This window comes from Cupriavidus sp. HY129 (assembly GCF_059492215.1).
On the sequence record NZ_CP083254.1, the window covers coordinates 2,560,980 to 2,576,014 of the forward strand.

A 15,035-nucleotide genomic window follows, 5' to 3' on the forward strand; every position below is an offset into this window, starting at 1 on the left:
GCTGTGCCGATCAGGCAATCGCCGACATGCCCAGAATCTCGCGGCCGACGATCAAGGTCTGTACCTCCGTGGTCCCCTCGGGAATCGTGCCGCCACGCGTGTCGCGGAAGATGCGCTCGATCGGATAGTCGGTGGCGTAGCCCAGACCGCCATGCACCTGCAGCGCCATGCTGGCTACTTCGTGCGCGGCCTCGGTCGCATACAGCTTGGCGATCGACGCAGAGACACGCGTGTCCTCGCCACGGTCGAGCGCCATTGCGGCGCGATACCCGAGCGCGCGAGCGGCTTCCACCCGGATCGTCATGTCCACGATCATCTTCTGCACGAGCTGAAAGCTGCCGATGGCACGGCCGAACTGCGTGCGCGTCTTGGCATAGTCCGTAGCCAGATCCAGCGCGGACTGCGCCGCGCCCACAGCGCCCATCGCGATATTGACGCGCGCGCCATCCAGGCCCTGCAGCATGCGCTTGAGTGCCCCGCCTTCTTCGCCGAGCAGGTTCTCGCGCGGCACACGCACGTTATCGAAACCGAGTTCGGCGGTGCCGGTACTGCGCAGCACCATGGTGTCCACGCGACGCACCTCGTAGGGGCTGACCTCGCGCTCCACCAGGAACGTCGACAGCTGGCCTTCGCAGTTGTCGCTATAGGTGCGCGCCACCACGATGCCGAAGTCGGCAAATGCGCCGTTGGTGATCCAGAGCTTGCGGCCGTTGAGCACGTAGTGGTCGCCCTTCAGGTCGGCGCGCGTCTGGATCTGCGCGATATTGGAACCGGTGCCAGGCTCGCTGATCGCTGTGAACACCTTGCGCTCGCAGGCCAGCAACGGCTCGAGGAAGCGGGCCTTCTGGTCCGGCGTGCCGACGGCGGCAAGCTTGGCGATCGGTCCGTTGGTGATGTTCAGGATGGTGCGTAGCGAAAGCCAGGCATAGCCGGCCTCTTCCATCATCATCGCCCAGGTGAGCTGATCCAGCCCCATCCCGCCCTGTTCCTCCGACAGGCGCCCGCCGATGTAGCCAAACTGCGCCAGCCCCTTCAGGATCTCGAACGGAAACGTCTTCTCCTGATCATGCCGGCTGATCAGCGGAGCGACCTCCGCCTGCATGAATCGGCGAATGTTGTCGCGCAGCAGTCGCTGCTCTGGCGTGGCTTCGAAAAACATGGATGTCTCCTGTAGTAGTCCGGTTGGGAAATGCATCCGGCGCCAGCGGCATCATCGCCAGGCACCGTCGAAACAAAGCCGGACACAGGAGCGGTCCCATGTGCCGGCCTAATCCTTCTGGGCGGTCGGGAAAACCAGATCCCGCGCTGCCTCGATTACCTCCAGGTACTCGTCCTTGCGGCGATTGAATCGTTCGGTGGGGCCCGCCAGCGAGATGGCGAACGGCTCGTCACCGATGCGCCCGGCTACCGCGATGGCCGTCACCCCTTCTCCGCCCTCGTCCTCGACCCACGCCCAGCCGCGCTCGCGCACTTCGGCGACCTGCTTTTCCAGCACGACCGGATTGATTTCCGTCTTCGGCCCCAGCTTGGGCAGCGCGCGCAGGCGCAACTGCCGCGCGGCGTCTTCCGGCGGCAGCACCGCCAGCAACGCCTTGCCGAGCGCCGTGGCGTGCAAGGCCAGACGCTTGCCAACGCGCAGCACGTAACGCAGTTCGTAGCGGCTTTCCTGGAAGCCGGTCACCCGCACGTAGGCGCCGTCCAGCCGGCCGCACAGCGAGGTCTCGCCCGTCTTGCCGGTGAGGAACTCGGTGGCCTCCGCCGCCACGGCAGCCAGCGGATCGTTGCCCGCAATGGCCTCGCAAATCGAATGGAGCCGCATCGTGGGATAGAAGCGGCGCGTGCGCGCGGTACGCATCAGGTACCCCGTCTCGGTCAACGTATGCAGCAGGTCCGAGCAACTGCTCTCTGGCAGGTCGAGCAGGCGCGCAAGTTCCGAATTGGAGAGCTCGCGCTTTTCGCGCGAGAACACCTCGAAGACGGCAAGGCTGCGCGCGGCAGCAGGAACAAAGCTAGGCATGGGTTCTCCGAAATCTCGTATTGAAAAGGCGACATCCGCCCAAACCGCACAGTCTACGAGATTTCGTACGCGTTTCCGTGTTTGACAGGGGATCTTACTACGATATACTGAATACTAATCCGACCTATCGTAGTTACGCAAGATGAAGATCGGCCGATGGCACCGGCGATGGCGCGCCGACATACAAGGCACCCGCGCCTCGATGGACAAACAGACACTGAAGAGGAGACACGATGCAGACTGCGGAATCCCGCTCGCCTGAAACACAAGCAGCGCCAAGCCTGGCCGTCCTGCGCTGCGGCGCATGCGGCAAGCCCACCTACCCCGCTTCTGCCTATGGCTGCCAGTACTGCGGCGCCGAGCCCGAGCGCGGCACGGTGGAACAGATGCCGGCGCGAGGCACGCTGCGCAATTACGTGACTGTCCATGCGCCGCTGGTGCGCGACATGCCGCCGCCGTTCGTCGTCGGCGAGGTCGACTTTGCGGAAGGCATTCGCGAAGAGGTCCTGCTCGACGTCGCCAGCGAAACGGAGCTGGCCCCAGGCATGACGGTTCAGGGCGTGATCCGCGCCGACGCACCGTGCGGCGACCGCTATCCACTGCACTTCGTACCCGCCAGCAAGGAGGTGCAACGATGAACCGCTTGCTGCAGCAAACCTCGGTCTATGTCATCGGCATCGGCCTGCATCCGTACCAGTTCGCGTCGGACACCCCTTATGTCAGCCTTGGTCTGCGCGCGATGCGCGAGGCGCTGGCGGACGCTGGCATCGCCTGGCCCGAGGTGCAGAGCGCCTACGTGGGCACCTCGGCAATCGGCATGGCAACGGGACGCGTGATGTTCCGCCACCTGGGCTCTACCGGCCTGGCCGTGACACAGGTGGAGAGCGCCTCGGCATCGGGCTGCTCGGCGTTCCGCCAGGCGTGCCTGGAAGTGGCAAGCGGCGTCTCGGACGTGGTGGTGGCAATCGGCGTCGACAAATTCGGCGATGGCCGCAAGGCCGCCGACAAGGACGGCCTGCCGCACCTTGCGCCTACCGCGACCATGCCGCCCGTGAAGTTCGCGCTGATGGCGCATGAATACCTGCGCCAGCACGGGCTGAAGCCCGAAGCAATGGCGCGCGTCGCGGTGAAGAACCACGGCAACGCAGCGCTCAACCCATATGCGCAGTTCCGCAAGGCTCGTACGCTCGAGCAGGTCATGGCTTCGCCCAAGGTGGTGGGTGACCTGACGGTGCAGCAGTGCTGCCCGCGTGGCGATGGTGCCGCAGCCGTGATCGTGGTGTCCGAGGCCGCGATCAAGCGGCTCCGCTTGGACAAGCGCCGCGCCGTGCGCGTGCTGGCATCGGTGGCGAACAGCGAGGAACTGGAACACGGCGATTCGTCTGCAGCCATCGACATGGTGCGCAAGTCCACCGCGATGGCGTACGAGCAGGCCGGCGTCGGCCCGCGCGACCTGAACCTGGTGGAGTTGCACGAGGCCTTTTCGATCGAGGAACTGGTCTACACCGAAGCGATGCACCTGTGCGCGCCCGGAGAAGGTGCGGCATGGCTCGAACGCGGCGCTTCGGCCATTGGCGGCGAATGCGCGGTCAATGCTTCGGGTGGCCTGCTCGGCATGGGACACCCGACCGGCCCGACCGGCATCGGGCAGATCGCCGAAATCACGCGCCAGATTCGCGGCGAGGCACATGGACGGCAGCACCCCGGCGCACGCCTGGGGCTCGCCCACATGATCGGGCTCGGCTCGGTGGCCTTCGCGCACATCCTGGCGGCATCGCACTGACCGCGCGAATGCACCGGCCGCGAGCACGGCTGGCGCATCCGTCGCGCACATCATTCCAGGCAAGGAGACAAGGATGCAATTCGAAACCCTGTTGTACGAAGTGGTCGAGGGCGTGGCCATCATCCGGCTGAACCGCCCGGATCGCATGAACACACTCGGCGGCACCATGAAACCGGATCTCGCCCGCGCGTTCTTCGAGTTGGCGCGTAACGACACCAGCGTTCGCTGCGTAGTGCTGACCGGCACCGGCGACAGAGCATTCTGCGCGGGCGCCGACATCAAGGAACGCGCAGGCGGCACGGCCCACCCCGCCGACTACTACGTCACGCAGCAACGCACGCACGAGCTGTTCCGTGGCATCGAGGAATTCGAGAAGCCGGTGATCGCCGCCATCAATGGCGTGGCGCTCGGCGGCGGCCTGGAACTGGCCCTGTGTGCCGACATCCGGCTGGCCGCCAAATCGGCACGATTCGGCCTGCCAGAGATCAAGCTCGGCGTCATTCCCGCAGCCGGCGGCACGCAGCGCCTGCCGCGCGTGGTGGGTCCCGCCATCGCCAAGGAACTGATCTTTACCAGCGAACTGATCAACGCCGACGCCGCGAAAGACATCCGCCTCGTGAATCGCGTGATCGACGACGACAAGCTGATGGACGCGGCACTGACGATGGCCAGGCGCATCGCCGCGCAACCACCGCTGGCCGTGCGCTTCGCCAAGCGGTCGGTCAACCTGGGCATGCAGGGCTCGGTCGACATGGGCCTGCAGTTCGAATGCTACGGCGCGGCCATGGTGATGGACAGCGAGGACAGGAAGGAAGGAATGCGCGCATTCGTCGAGAAACGCGAGCCCCGGTTCGTCGGGCGCTGATCCGCACGCGAACGGTATCGAAACACGGAACATCGAAAACTGGAGGAGTACGGCATGGAACTGCATCTGCAAGGCAAGGTGGCATTGGTAACTGGCGGCGGACAAGGCGTGGGCCGACGCATCTGCCTGGAACTCGCCGGCGAAGGCGTCAACGTGGTGATCAACGACTACTTCCTGGAGCGCGCGCAGGCGGTGCAAAAGGAGATCGAATCAGCGGGCGGCCGGGCATTGGCCGTGCAGGCAGATATCGGCGACTCGGAACAGGTGGAACGCATGTTCGCGGCGGCGCGTGAACGCTTCGGCGACGTCGATATCCTGGTGAACAACGCCGGCGTGACCGTGGCGCGTCGCACCAAGGGCGGCATGCCCCCAACGTTCATGGAAATGCCGGTCGAAGACTGGAAGGAAGTCGTCGACCTGAACGTCTACGGCGTGATGAACTGCTGCCACAGCGCCCTGCCCGGCATGCAACGCAAGGGCGGCGGCAAGATCGTCAACATCATGTCCGAAGCCGGACGCGTCGGCGAGGCACGCCTGGCGGTCTACTCGGGCGCCAAGGCCGCCATGCTGGGCTTCGCGAAGGCGATCGCGCAGGAGCACGGCCGTGACTGCATCAACGTGAACACCATCGCACTGGGCGCGGTGTCGCACGAGGGCATCGCCAACGGTCCGCTGCATCCGTCGTCCACCCCCGAGACCGACGACCGCCTCAAGAAAATGCTCGGTGCCTACCCGATCGCACGCGGACTCGGCAGGCTGTCGCGGCCAGAGGACATCTCGGGTGTGGTGGCTTTCCTGGCATCGGATCGCGCAGCCTTCATCACCGGCCAGAGCCTCGGTGTGAACGGCGGCTACGTGATGCTCTGAAGCCAGCTTCTCTGGCTCGCACCGCATCCTGACGTCCGACCGAGGAGAACACATGAGTCCGGCAGCATCCGGCCACGCGGCCGAACGCATCTTCCAGACGCGCCTGGCGGCGCTGCTGGATATCCGCTATCCGATCCTGCTGGGCGGCATGCAACTCCTCGGCACGTCCGATGTGGTGGCGGCCGTTGTCAACGCGGGAGCGATGGGGTTCATCACGGCGCGCTCCTTCCCGACCCTCGAAGCCTTTCGCGCCGACCTGCGCCGTTGCAGCACGCTGACCCGGGGTAGGCCCTTCGGTGTCAACGTCACGCTCTCTGCTCGCGAAGATCGAAACCAGTTGGCCGCAGCATGGATCGACGTGGCGCTGGAAGAAGGCGTGCGCGTGTTCGAGAGCGCGGGCATCTCGCCCGAGCGACTGGTCGCGCCGATCCATGCCGGCGGTGGCCTGCTGATCCACAAGTGCCCGAGCGTGCGCCACGCGGTCACAGCGCAGCGGCTTGGCGTGGATGCCGTCGCGCTGGTCGGGCTCGAGGAAGGGGGACACCCTGGCGCCAACCAGTTGTCGGCCTTCGTCAATGGCGCGTTTGCGCTGGAGCGTGTGGAGATCCCGCTCGTAATCGGCGGCGGCATCGGCAGCGGCCGTCAGATTGCGGCTGCGCTGGCGCTTGGCGCCGATGGCGTGGTGATGGGCAGCCGCTTCATGGTGGCCACGGAGATCGCCACCCACCGCGCGCTAAAGGAACGCATCGTCGCCGCCGACGAGCGCTGCTCGGTTGCCATCCTGCGCAGCCTGAACGATACCTGGCGCGTGCTCGACAACGCTGCCGCGCGCGAGGTGCAACGCCTCGAAGCCGAAGGCGCCCGCTCGCACGCGGCATTCGGCGACCTTATCCTGTCGTCGCGCACCCAGGAACGCGTGTACCTGGGCGGCGATACCGACGCCGGCATCGTCTCGCTCGGCCCGGCCGCCGGCTTCGCCGATGCAATCGAGCCGGCGGGGAAGATTGTCGAGCGATTGGTGGAAGGGGCGTGTGCGGCCTGGGGGGCGATGACAAGGCGGGTGGAACGGGCGTGGGCTTGAGCCCTTGATCGACGTTTTGGTCGATCTACAGGCAGAGACAGGCCAGAAACAGAAAAGGGGTTACGGCAGAAACCGTAACCCCTTCGCATTTACAACATCAGTGGTGGGCCTCCCGTGAGTCGAACACGGCACCAACGGATTATGAGTCCGCTGCTCTAACCAGGCATGAGCTAGAGGCCCTTGAAAGGCGTTAGTTGCCTTCCAGGAAGCTCTTCAGCTTGTCGGAGCGGCTCGGGTGGCGCAGCTTGCGCAGTGCCTTTGCCTCGATCTGGCGGATACGTTCGCGCGTCACGTCGAACTGCTTGCCGACTTCCTCGAGCGTGTGGTCGGTGCTCATTTCGATGCCGAAACGCATGCGCAGCACCTTGGCTTCGCGCGGCGTCAGGCTGTCGAGCACGTCCTTGACCACGTCGCGCATGGAGCCATGCAGCGCAGCCTCGGCCGGGGCCAGCGTGTTCGTGTCTTCGATGAAGTCGCCCAGATGCGAATCGTCGTCGTCACCGATCGGCGTTTCCATGGAGATCGGTTCCTTGGCGATCTTCATGATCTTGCGGATCTTGTCCTCGGGCATCTCCATCTTCTCGGCCAGCGTTGCCGGATCCGGCTCATTGCCGGTTTCCTGCAGGATCTGGCGCGAGATCCGGTTCATCTTGTTGATCGTTTCGATCATGTGAACCGGAATACGGATGGTACGAGCCTGGTCGGCGATCGAGCGCGTGATGGCCTGGCGAATCCACCACGTGGCGTAGGTGGAGAACTTGTAGCCGCGACGGTATTCGAACTTGTCCACCGCCTTCATCAGGCCGATGTTGCCTTCCTGGATCAGATCCAGGAACTGCAGGCCGCGGTTCGTGTACTTCTTCGCGATCGAGATCACCAGACGCAGGTTGGCCTCGGTCATTTCACGCTTGGCTTCGCGGGCGCGCTTCTCGCCTTCGGACATCTTGCGATTGACGTCCTTCAGTTCCTTCAGCGGCAGCACCACGCGCGACTGCAGGTCGATCAGCTTCTGCTGCAGCTCGTGCACGGCCGGCACGTTACGCTCGACGATCGTGCTGTACGACTTGCCGTCGGCCACGATGGTCTGGATCCAGTCCAGGTTCGTCTCGTTGCCCGGGAAACGGGCCACGAAGTCGGCGCGCGGCATGCCGCACTTGTCGACGACGATATTCAGGATGGCGCGTTCCAGCTTGCGCACTTCGTCCACCTGGCCACGCAGCGTGTCGCACAGACGCTCGACATTACGCGCGGTGAAGCGAATGCTCATCAGTTCGGCCTGGATAGCTTCCTGGGCCTTCACGTACGGCTTCGACTTGTAGCCTTCCTTTTCGAAGGCACGGCGCATCTTGTCGAACTGCTCGGCGATCACGCGGAATTTTTCCAGCGCGGCAACCTTCAGTTCCTCGAGCTGGCGAGCCGACGCACCGGCGCCACCGCCGCTTTCGTCGTCTTCCTCTTCGCCGTCGTCGCCGTCTTCGTCCGAATCCTCGTCCTCGTCATCGGCAGCTACCGCCTGGGCCGGGGAGTTGTCCTGGACTTCCTCTGCGTTCGGGTCGATCAGGCCATCGACGAACTCGTCGATCTTGATCTCTTCGTTCGCCACGCGCTCGGCGCTGGCCAGGATTTCGGAGATCGTGACCGGGCAGGCCGAGATCGCCATCACCATGTCCTTCAGGCCCGCTTCGATGCGCTTGGCGATCTCGATTTCGCCTTCGCGCGTCAGCAGTTCCACGGTACCCATTTCACGCATGTACATGCGGACCGGGTCGGTGGTGCGGCCGAATTCGGAGTCCACGGTCGACAGGGCGGCTTCGGCTTCTTCCTCGGCCTCTTCCTCGCTCGTGGCGGACGGTGCGTTGTCGTTGAGCAGCAGCGTCTCGGCATCCGGCGCCTGTTCGTAGACGGCGATACCGATGTCGTTCAGCGTGGCGACCAGCGTGTCGATCGTTTCCGAATCGACCATGTCGTCCGGCAGGTGATCGTTGATTTCCGCATAGGTCAGGTAGCCACGCGATTTGCCGAGCTTGATCAGCGCCTTGAGCTTCTGGCGACGGATCTCGAGCTCTTCCTCGCTACCAGCCTGATTCGACGATGCAAATTCCTTGAGCAGGGCCTTTTCCTTGGCCTTGCGGTCCTTGGCTTTCTGCTTTTCGGTCTTGGGCGCAGCGGCAGGGGTAGCCGGCGCGTCGTTGTCGTAAAACTCTTCAGTCACGTCTTCGATGGTGCTGTCGTCTTGCTGCATCTCGGCCTTGGGCTTGCGGCCACGCTTTTTCGGCTCCGGCTTGACGGCCGGAGCGGCGGGACGCTCGGATGCAACGGGTGCGGGAGTCGCGGCACGGGCCTTGGGCGTCGCGGCAGCGGTGGTGCCTGCCTTGGCGCCTCCACTCCGTGTGCCGGCCGTCGTTGCCGCACGCTTGCTCTCGACTTCGGTATTCTGCTGTTTCGCCACGGTGATACTCTTGCCTTTCACTGGTGCAGCGGCGCTCTTGCCGCTTGTATTGGCGCTCTTGCCGCTCTCGCGTGCCGAAGTCGAGGGCTTTGTATTTTCGGATGTGCGATTCCTGGCGGAAGTGGTTCCGGCGGGCGCAGTTGCGCTCCGCGCGGATTTTGCTGGCGCAGACCGGGCTGATGTCGTCCTGACTGACGCGGTCGATGTCTTCGCCGCCGTTGTTTTCACGGACGCCTTGCCGCTCCCTGATTGGGGAGCTTTGGAGGGCGCCTTCACGGCTACCCCTTCGGTTGCTTTGGCCTTTGCCATTGGCACGCTCACTTTCGCCAGTAATGGGAAGAAAGATTTCGCAATCCAAACCGGGCATTGTAGCACGTCACCAACCCCCGGCTTCCTGTCAGGTTGTGTTTTCACCTGAAAAATCAAGGCTTAAGCAGTTTGGCCGCCAATTTTTCCATCGGTTCAGGCCACGTGCTCAACTGCTCACGCCGAAAATCGGTTCAACTATCCTCCATGGCGGCGGGCCGCCAGCCCATTTGCCTGCGCCGCTGCACTTCGCGCGATAGCCAGAGATATCGCGCCTTGGTCTCTTCGTCGGCCGTGCCCGCGCTCACCATGGTCTCGAGCGCCTTCTGCTCGCGCTCCAGCGGCTCGGCCAGCAACTTGTGGACGGCGCCGTCGAACTCATGCGTCGCCGGCTCCTCTTCGATTTCCTCGCGCAGTACCGCCGTGCGTGCGCTCGCGTAGACATCGGCGTAGGGCGTTTGCGCCAACTGCTCGCTGAAGGCCGCGAAGTTCACCTCACCCTGAATGCCGTCGCAAGCGGACACCAGGTAGCCCAGCGCCTCGGATCCGGAGTGCTGGGGGTCAAGCAGCAATGCGCGTGCGTCCCCATCGAGCCGGGCCGCCAGCGACGGGTAGCACATCAGCAACTGGATCACGCGCTGTTCGAGCCCCGTCGGCGCCTGACGCCGCGCGCGCGGGCGCGGCTGAGCGAATCGACCAACCCGTGAGGAATCGCTGCCCAGGCCACAAATCGCCTCGATCTCGGCCGGCGTGGTGCTTGTGGTATCGGCAAGTTCGCGCACGATCTGCAGCCGCAAGCCACCGGCAGGCATCGCCTGGAGCAGCGGCTTGGCCTCGTACTGCGCGCGGGCACGGCCTTCGGGCTGGCGCAGATCCTGATCTTCCGTGACGATTTGCAGCAAGAAGCGCGACAAAGGCATCGCGTTCTGAACCTGGCGCGCGAACGCGTCGGTTCCCTCCTCGCGGACGTAGCTATCCGGGTCGTGTTCGGCCGGCAGGAAAAGGAAGCGGATCGTCTTGTTATCCGCCACGTGCGGCAGGCAGGCTTCCAGCGCGCGGCGCGCGGCACGGCGGCCAGCGGCGTCACCATCGAACGAGAACACCACGGCGTCGGTCTGGCGCATCAGCTTCTGCACATGAACCGGCGTGCAGGCCGTGCCAAGTGTGGCGACGGCATTGGCAAACCCGAGCTGAGCCAGCGCGACCACATCCATGTAGCCTTCTACCACCAACACGTAGCCATTTTCGCGGATTGCGTGACGCGCCTCGAACAGACCGTAGAGCTCCGTTCCCTTGCTGAAGAGCGGCGTTTCCGGGGAATTCAGGTACTTTGGCTCGCCCTGCCCCATCACGCGGCCGCCAAATCCGATCACATTGCCCTTCGTATTGCGGATCGGGAACATGATCCGATCGCGGAAGCGGTCGTAGCGACGCGGCTTGCCATCGGCATCACGTTTGTCCTGAGATTCGATCAGCAGCCCGGCCTCCACCAGCGGGCCGGCGATGGCGTCATCGCGATAGCTTCCGAACACGGTCTCCAGCCCTTGCCAATCGTCGGGCGCGTAGCCAAGACCGAAGTGAGCGGCAATCTCGCCGGTCAGGCCACGACCCTTGAGGTACTGGATGGCCTGCGGGGCACCGCGCAACTGCTTCTTGTAGAAGTCAGTGGCACGCGTCATGGCATCGGTCAGCGCCAACGACCTGGCTTGCTGCTCTGCCCGCTGGGCGGGTGGCAGGCTATTGCGCTCCTCCGGCACGGACAGGCCGACCGACTGGGCCAGCTCGCGCACCGCGTCCGGGTAGGACTGCCCCGAGTACTCCATCAGGAACCCGATGGCGGATCCATGCGCGCCGCAGCCGAAGCAGTGATAGAACTGTTTGGTCGGCGATACGGTAAAGGACGGGGACTTCTCGTTATGGAACGGGCACAGGCCCATGAAGTTGGCGCCGCCCTTCTTCAACTGCACGTACTTGCCCACCACATCGACAATGTCGACGCGGTTGAGCAGGTCCTGAATAAAGGATTGCGGAATCACCCGACTGACCGTCCTGATGGCACGGCCTGCCGGGCAAAACGCCGGCGGCCGTTTCGAAGTTTTCTGGAATACGTGACCGGGGCGTCGCCCGGCGGCTATCGAATCATTGTAGTGCAGATGCAACGCGCCACTTGGGATTGCTGACATCTACGCGCAATTTTCATCAACGCGCAGACAACATCACGCATTACATCTGCTGACGGCAATGATTCTGACCGATGAGAGGCTTACTTCGGCGCGAGCGCGGCCTTCACCAGCCCGGAAACCGCGGTCATGTCGGCACGGCCGGCCAGGCGGGCCTTCACCAGGCCCATGACCTTGCCCATGTCCTGCGGACCGGCTGCGCCGCTTTCGGTCACGGCCTTCTGAACCTCGGCAGCCACTTCCGCGTCGGAGAGCTGTGCCGGCATATAGGCTACCAGCACGTCGAGTTCGGCCTTTTCCTTGGCAACCAGATCATCGCGGCCCGCCTGCTCGAACTGGGAGATCGAGTCCTTGCGCTGCTTGATCATCTTGTCGATCACGGCGGTGATGCCAGCGTCGTCCAGTTCGATGCGTTCGTCCACCTCGCGCTGCTTGATGGCCGCCAGCAGCAGGCGGACGGTGCCGAGACGCTCGGCTTCACGGGCACGCATGGCGGCCTTCATGTCATCGTTGATGCGGGCTTTGAGGGACATGGCAATCTTCCGAAAAGTTGGATTACGCGCCAGCAACGGACGCGAGCGGGGCAAACCCGACCATAACGCAAAAACCCGCCGGAGCCATGCTCACAGCGGGTTTCGTGCTGACGCTAAGACACGGTCAGTATAGCTTCTTCGGCAGCATCTGGCTGCGCAGGCGCTTGTAATTGCGCTTGACGGCGGCGTCGCGCTTGCGTTTGCGTTCGGCGGTGGGCTTCTCGTAAAACTCCCGCGCCCGCAGTTCGGGGAGCAGGCCATTCTTCTCGATGGTGCGCTTGAAGCGACGCAGCGCAACTTCAAACGGTTCATTTTCCTTAAGGCGAATCGTCGTCATATGGCGGCCGAAATGCAATGAGAAAACCGGGTGGGATTGCGCCGGCACCGCGCCGGCGGCTTTACGAGAGCGACGATTCTAGCGCAAGGTCTGCCAAGCCGCACATGAGGGCCGGCACGAGGGCCAACATGCGGGCCGACACATGCTGCCTACGCAACAGCGCCTGCGCCGCGAGCCGCCTCGGCCACGGCTTCCCCAGCCGCCACCGCCGATGCCCAGGCCCACTGGAAGTTGTAGCCGCCGAGCCATCCGGTCACGTCCACGACCTCGCCAATGAAATAAAGTCCGTCGACTTCCCGCGCCATCATCGTGTTCGACGACAGTCCGCGCGTATCGACACCACCCAGTGTCACTTCGGCCTTCTTGTAGCCCTCGGTGCCGGACGGCACTAGGCGCCAACGATTCAGCGATTCGCCCAGTTGGCGCAGTGCCTTGTCCGGCATATCGGCCACGGATTGCGTGCCTTGCAGCCCCACCGCCGCGCACCATGCGTCGGCCAGTCGCGACGGCAGACGCTCGCCCAGCAGATTGTTCAGATGCTTACGGCTGCTCTTCTTGTGCCCGATCAACCACGCGGCGGCGTCCTCGCCATCGAACAGGTCAATCTCGATCGGCGTTCCGGGGCGCCAGTAGCTGGAGATCTGCAGCACCGCCGGCCCGGACAAGCCCCGATGCGTCCACAGCAGGTCTTCCTTGAACGTGCCCGCGGTCTTGCCGCTGCCCGTGGATATATCGACTTCCATCGACACCCCCGCCAAGGGCACGAACGGCTGCCACGCCTGGCCGTCGAACGTCAGCGGTACCAGGGCCGGTCGCGTGTCGATGATTTTCAGGCCGAACTGACGGGCGATGGCATAGCCGAAGTCCGTTGCGCCGATCTTCGGGATCGACAGCCCGCCGGTAGCGACCACCAGCGCGCCGGCTCGCACCGTGCCCTGGGATGTCAGCAACAGGTAGTCGGCACCCTCGCGGCGGATCTCATGGATGCTGCAGCCGGTCTGCCAGCGCACGCCGCCAGCCTCGCACTCAGCGCGCAGCAGGTTGATCACGTCTTCGGCGCTGTCATTGCAGAACAGTTGGCCGCGATGCTTCTCGTGCCAACCAATGTCGTAGCGGCGCATCAGCGCCAGGAAATCTTGCGGCGTGTAGCGCGCCAGCGCCGAGCGGCAGAAATGGGGGTTGGACGACAAATAGTTGGCCGGGCTGGCCTGGAGATTCGTGAAATTGCACCGCCCGCCGCCGGAAATACGGATCTTCTCCGCCAGCTTCGTGGCGTGGTCGATCAACACCACGCGCGCGCCGCGCTGCCCGGCCACGGCGGCACACATCATGCCGGCGGCTCCCGCGCCCAGCACCGCCACATCGAACCGGTCTTGTCTGCCCTGAGTCATGCCACCCCTTCAACGAAGCCCGGATTGTATCGAAATGCGGGCCCGCGAGCGCGCCTGGCCCCGGTGTGCTACCCTGCTGGCCTTCAGATTTTGCCGGCACGATCGCTGCAGATGCCTGCACGGGCGCTGCCAGCCGCACCAGAAACGCCATGCTTGTCCTCGGTATCGAATCCTCCTGTGACGAAACCGGGCTGGCCCTCTACGACACCGAGGCCGGCCTGCTCGCGCACGCGCTGCACTCGCAGATCGCCATGCATCGCGAATACGGCGGCGTGGTGCCCGAACTCGCATCACGCGACCATATCCGGCGCGTGCTGCCGCTGTTGCAGCAGGTACTGGACGATGCGGGCCGCACGCGCGCGGACATCGACGCCATCGCTTACACGCAGGGCCCCGGACTGGCCGGCGCGCTGCTGGTGGGCGCATCGGTGGCCAATGCGCTGGGCTTCGCGCTCGGCGTGCCGATGATCGGCGTGCACCACCTGGAAGGCCATCTGCTCTCGCCACTGCTGACGAGTGCCCCGCCGCCGTTCCCGTTCGTGGCGCTGCTGGTGTCTGGTGGGCACACCCAGCTCATGGAAGTAAAGGGCATCGGCGACTACAAGCTGCTCGGCGAAACGCTCGACGACGCCGCCGGCGAAGCATTCGACAAGACCGCCAAGCTGCTGGGCCTCGGGTATCCGGGCGGCCCGGAAGTGTCGCGGCTGGCGGAATTCGGCAACCCCGGCGCCTTCGAACTGCCGCGGCCGATGCTGCATTCTGGCAATCTCGATTTCTCGTTCGCTGGCCTCAAGACCGCCGTGCTGACGCAGACACGCAAGCTCAGCAATGCCTGTGAGCAGGACCGCGCCAATCTGGCGCGCGCGTTCGTCGATGCGATCGTCGACGTACTGGCCGCCAAGTCGTTCGCCGCGCTCAAGCAGACCGGCGACAAGCGGCTCGTGGTTGCGGGCGGCGTGGGCGCGAATCGGCAACTGCGCGAACGGCTCAATGAGATGGGCAAGCGCCGCAAGGTCGAGGTGTTCTACCCCGATCTGGCGTTCTGCACTGACAATGGCGCGATGATCGCGTTTGCCGGCGCGATGCGCCTGAAGGCCGCGCCGGAGCTTGCCCGGCACGGCTACGACTATGGCGTGACGCCACGGTGGGATCTGGCCGATATCCGCCTGCCCGAGGCCCGGACTTCGTAGAAAAGCTCTAATCGAGCTGACATCCAGACACATGGT

General features: G+C 64.5%; 14 protein-coding genes and 1 tRNA gene. 7 read left to right on the top strand and 8 right to left on the bottom strand.

Annotated elements, in window-relative coordinates; translation table 11 throughout:
• Window positions 1-10: 10 nt before the first annotated feature.
• Window positions 11-1,159 (bottom strand): acyl-CoA dehydrogenase family protein, encoded by a 1,149-nt coding sequence (locus K6G35_RS11730; protein ID WP_035884818.1) that lies wholly within the window; start codon window positions 1,157-1,159, stop codon window positions 11-13.
• A gap of 108 nt (window positions 1,160-1,267) precedes the next feature.
• The gene (locus K6G35_RS11735; protein WP_008649872.1) at window positions 1,268-2,017 is read right to left on the bottom strand and encodes an IclR family transcriptional regulator; all 750 of its coding nucleotides are present in this window, start codon (window positions 2,015-2,017) and stop codon (window positions 1,268-1,270) included.
• A 233-nt stretch (window positions 2,018-2,250) separates the two neighbouring features.
• Here K6G35_RS11735 and K6G35_RS11740 point away from each other — a divergent pair, with 233 nt between their 5' ends.
• From K6G35_RS11740 to K6G35_RS11760, 5 genes are all read left to right on the top strand, one after another.
• Window positions 2,251-2,655, top strand: a complete 405-nt coding sequence (locus K6G35_RS11740) for a Zn-ribbon domain-containing OB-fold protein (RefSeq protein ID WP_035884817.1) — start codon at window positions 2,251-2,253, stop codon at window positions 2,653-2,655.
• Window positions 2,652-3,800 (top strand): thiolase family protein, encoded by a 1,149-nt coding sequence (locus tag K6G35_RS11745; RefSeq protein ID WP_035884816.1) that lies wholly within the window; start codon window positions 2,652-2,654, stop codon window positions 3,798-3,800. The genes K6G35_RS11740 and K6G35_RS11745 overlap by 4 nt, the downstream gene beginning before the upstream one ends.
• A 73-nt stretch (window positions 3,801-3,873) precedes the next feature.
• Entirely contained in the window at window positions 3,874-4,665 is a 792-nt protein-coding gene (locus K6G35_RS11750) for an enoyl-CoA hydratase/isomerase family protein (protein ID WP_035884815.1), read from the top strand.
• 54 nt (window positions 4,666-4,719) lie between these two features.
• Window positions 4,720-5,532: an SDR family NAD(P)-dependent oxidoreductase gene (locus K6G35_RS11755; protein WP_035884814.1), complete on the top strand. Its 813-nt coding sequence runs from the start codon at window positions 4,720-4,722 to the stop codon at window positions 5,530-5,532.
• A gap of 52 nt (window positions 5,533-5,584) precedes the next feature.
• Window positions 5,585-6,613 carry an NAD(P)H-dependent flavin oxidoreductase gene (locus tag K6G35_RS11760; protein ID WP_035884813.1) on the top strand — a complete coding sequence of 343 codons (1,029 nt, stop codon included), beginning with the start codon at window positions 5,585-5,587 and terminating at the stop codon, window positions 6,611-6,613.
• A 101-nt stretch (window positions 6,614-6,714) separates the two neighbouring features.
• On the opposite strand, the gene K6G35_RS11765 is transcribed toward K6G35_RS11760, so the two are convergent.
• Window positions 6,715-6,793: transfer RNA gene (locus K6G35_RS11765), tRNA-Ile, on the bottom strand.
• A 10-nt stretch (window positions 6,794-6,803) separates the two neighbouring features.
• Entirely contained in the window at window positions 6,804-9,083 is a 2,280-nt protein-coding gene (gene rpoD, locus K6G35_RS11770) for an RNA polymerase sigma factor RpoD (RefSeq protein WP_035884812.1), read from the bottom strand.
• Here rpoD and K6G35_RS11775 point away from each other — a divergent pair.
• Entirely contained in the window at window positions 9,073-9,480 is a 408-nt protein-coding gene (locus tag K6G35_RS11775; RefSeq protein ID WP_223277285.1) for a hypothetical protein, read from the top strand. The two genes, rpoD and K6G35_RS11775, sit on opposite strands and share 11 nt — an antisense overlap.
• 82 nt (window positions 9,481-9,562) lie before the next feature.
• Here K6G35_RS11775 and dnaG read toward each other — a convergent pair whose 3' ends face one another.
• The 4 genes from dnaG to K6G35_RS11795 all read right to left on the bottom strand — a co-directional run bounded on the left by dnaG (window position 9,563) and on the right by K6G35_RS11795 (window position 13,809).
• Entirely contained in the window at window positions 9,563-11,404 is a 1,842-nt protein-coding gene (gene dnaG / locus K6G35_RS11780) for a DNA primase (RefSeq protein ID WP_035884811.1), read from the bottom strand.
• Window positions 11,405-11,631: 227 nt separating this feature from the next.
• Window positions 11,632-12,081: a GatB/YqeY domain-containing protein gene (locus tag K6G35_RS11785; RefSeq protein ID WP_008649861.1), complete on the bottom strand. Its 450-nt coding sequence runs from the start codon at window positions 12,079-12,081 to the stop codon at window positions 11,632-11,634.
• A gap of 124 nt (window positions 12,082-12,205) precedes the next feature.
• Window positions 12,206-12,418: a 30S ribosomal protein S21 gene (gene rpsU / locus K6G35_RS11790; RefSeq protein WP_008649856.1), complete on the bottom strand. Its 213-nt coding sequence runs from the start codon at window positions 12,416-12,418 to the stop codon at window positions 12,206-12,208.
• 149 nt (window positions 12,419-12,567) lie between these two features.
• Window positions 12,568-13,809 carry a BaiN/RdsA family NAD(P)/FAD-dependent oxidoreductase gene (locus K6G35_RS11795; RefSeq protein WP_008649851.1) on the bottom strand — a complete coding sequence of 414 codons (1,242 nt, stop codon included), beginning with the start codon at window positions 13,807-13,809 and terminating at the stop codon, window positions 12,568-12,570.
• A gap of 149 nt (window positions 13,810-13,958) precedes the next feature.
• Here K6G35_RS11795 and tsaD point away from each other — a divergent pair, with 149 nt between their 5' ends.
• Window positions 13,959-14,999: a tRNA (adenosine(37)-N6)-threonylcarbamoyltransferase complex transferase subunit TsaD gene (tsaD, locus tag K6G35_RS11800; RefSeq protein ID WP_008649849.1), complete on the top strand. Its 1,041-nt coding sequence runs from the start codon at window positions 13,959-13,961 to the stop codon at window positions 14,997-14,999.
• Window positions 15,000-15,035 lie beyond the last annotated feature (36 nt).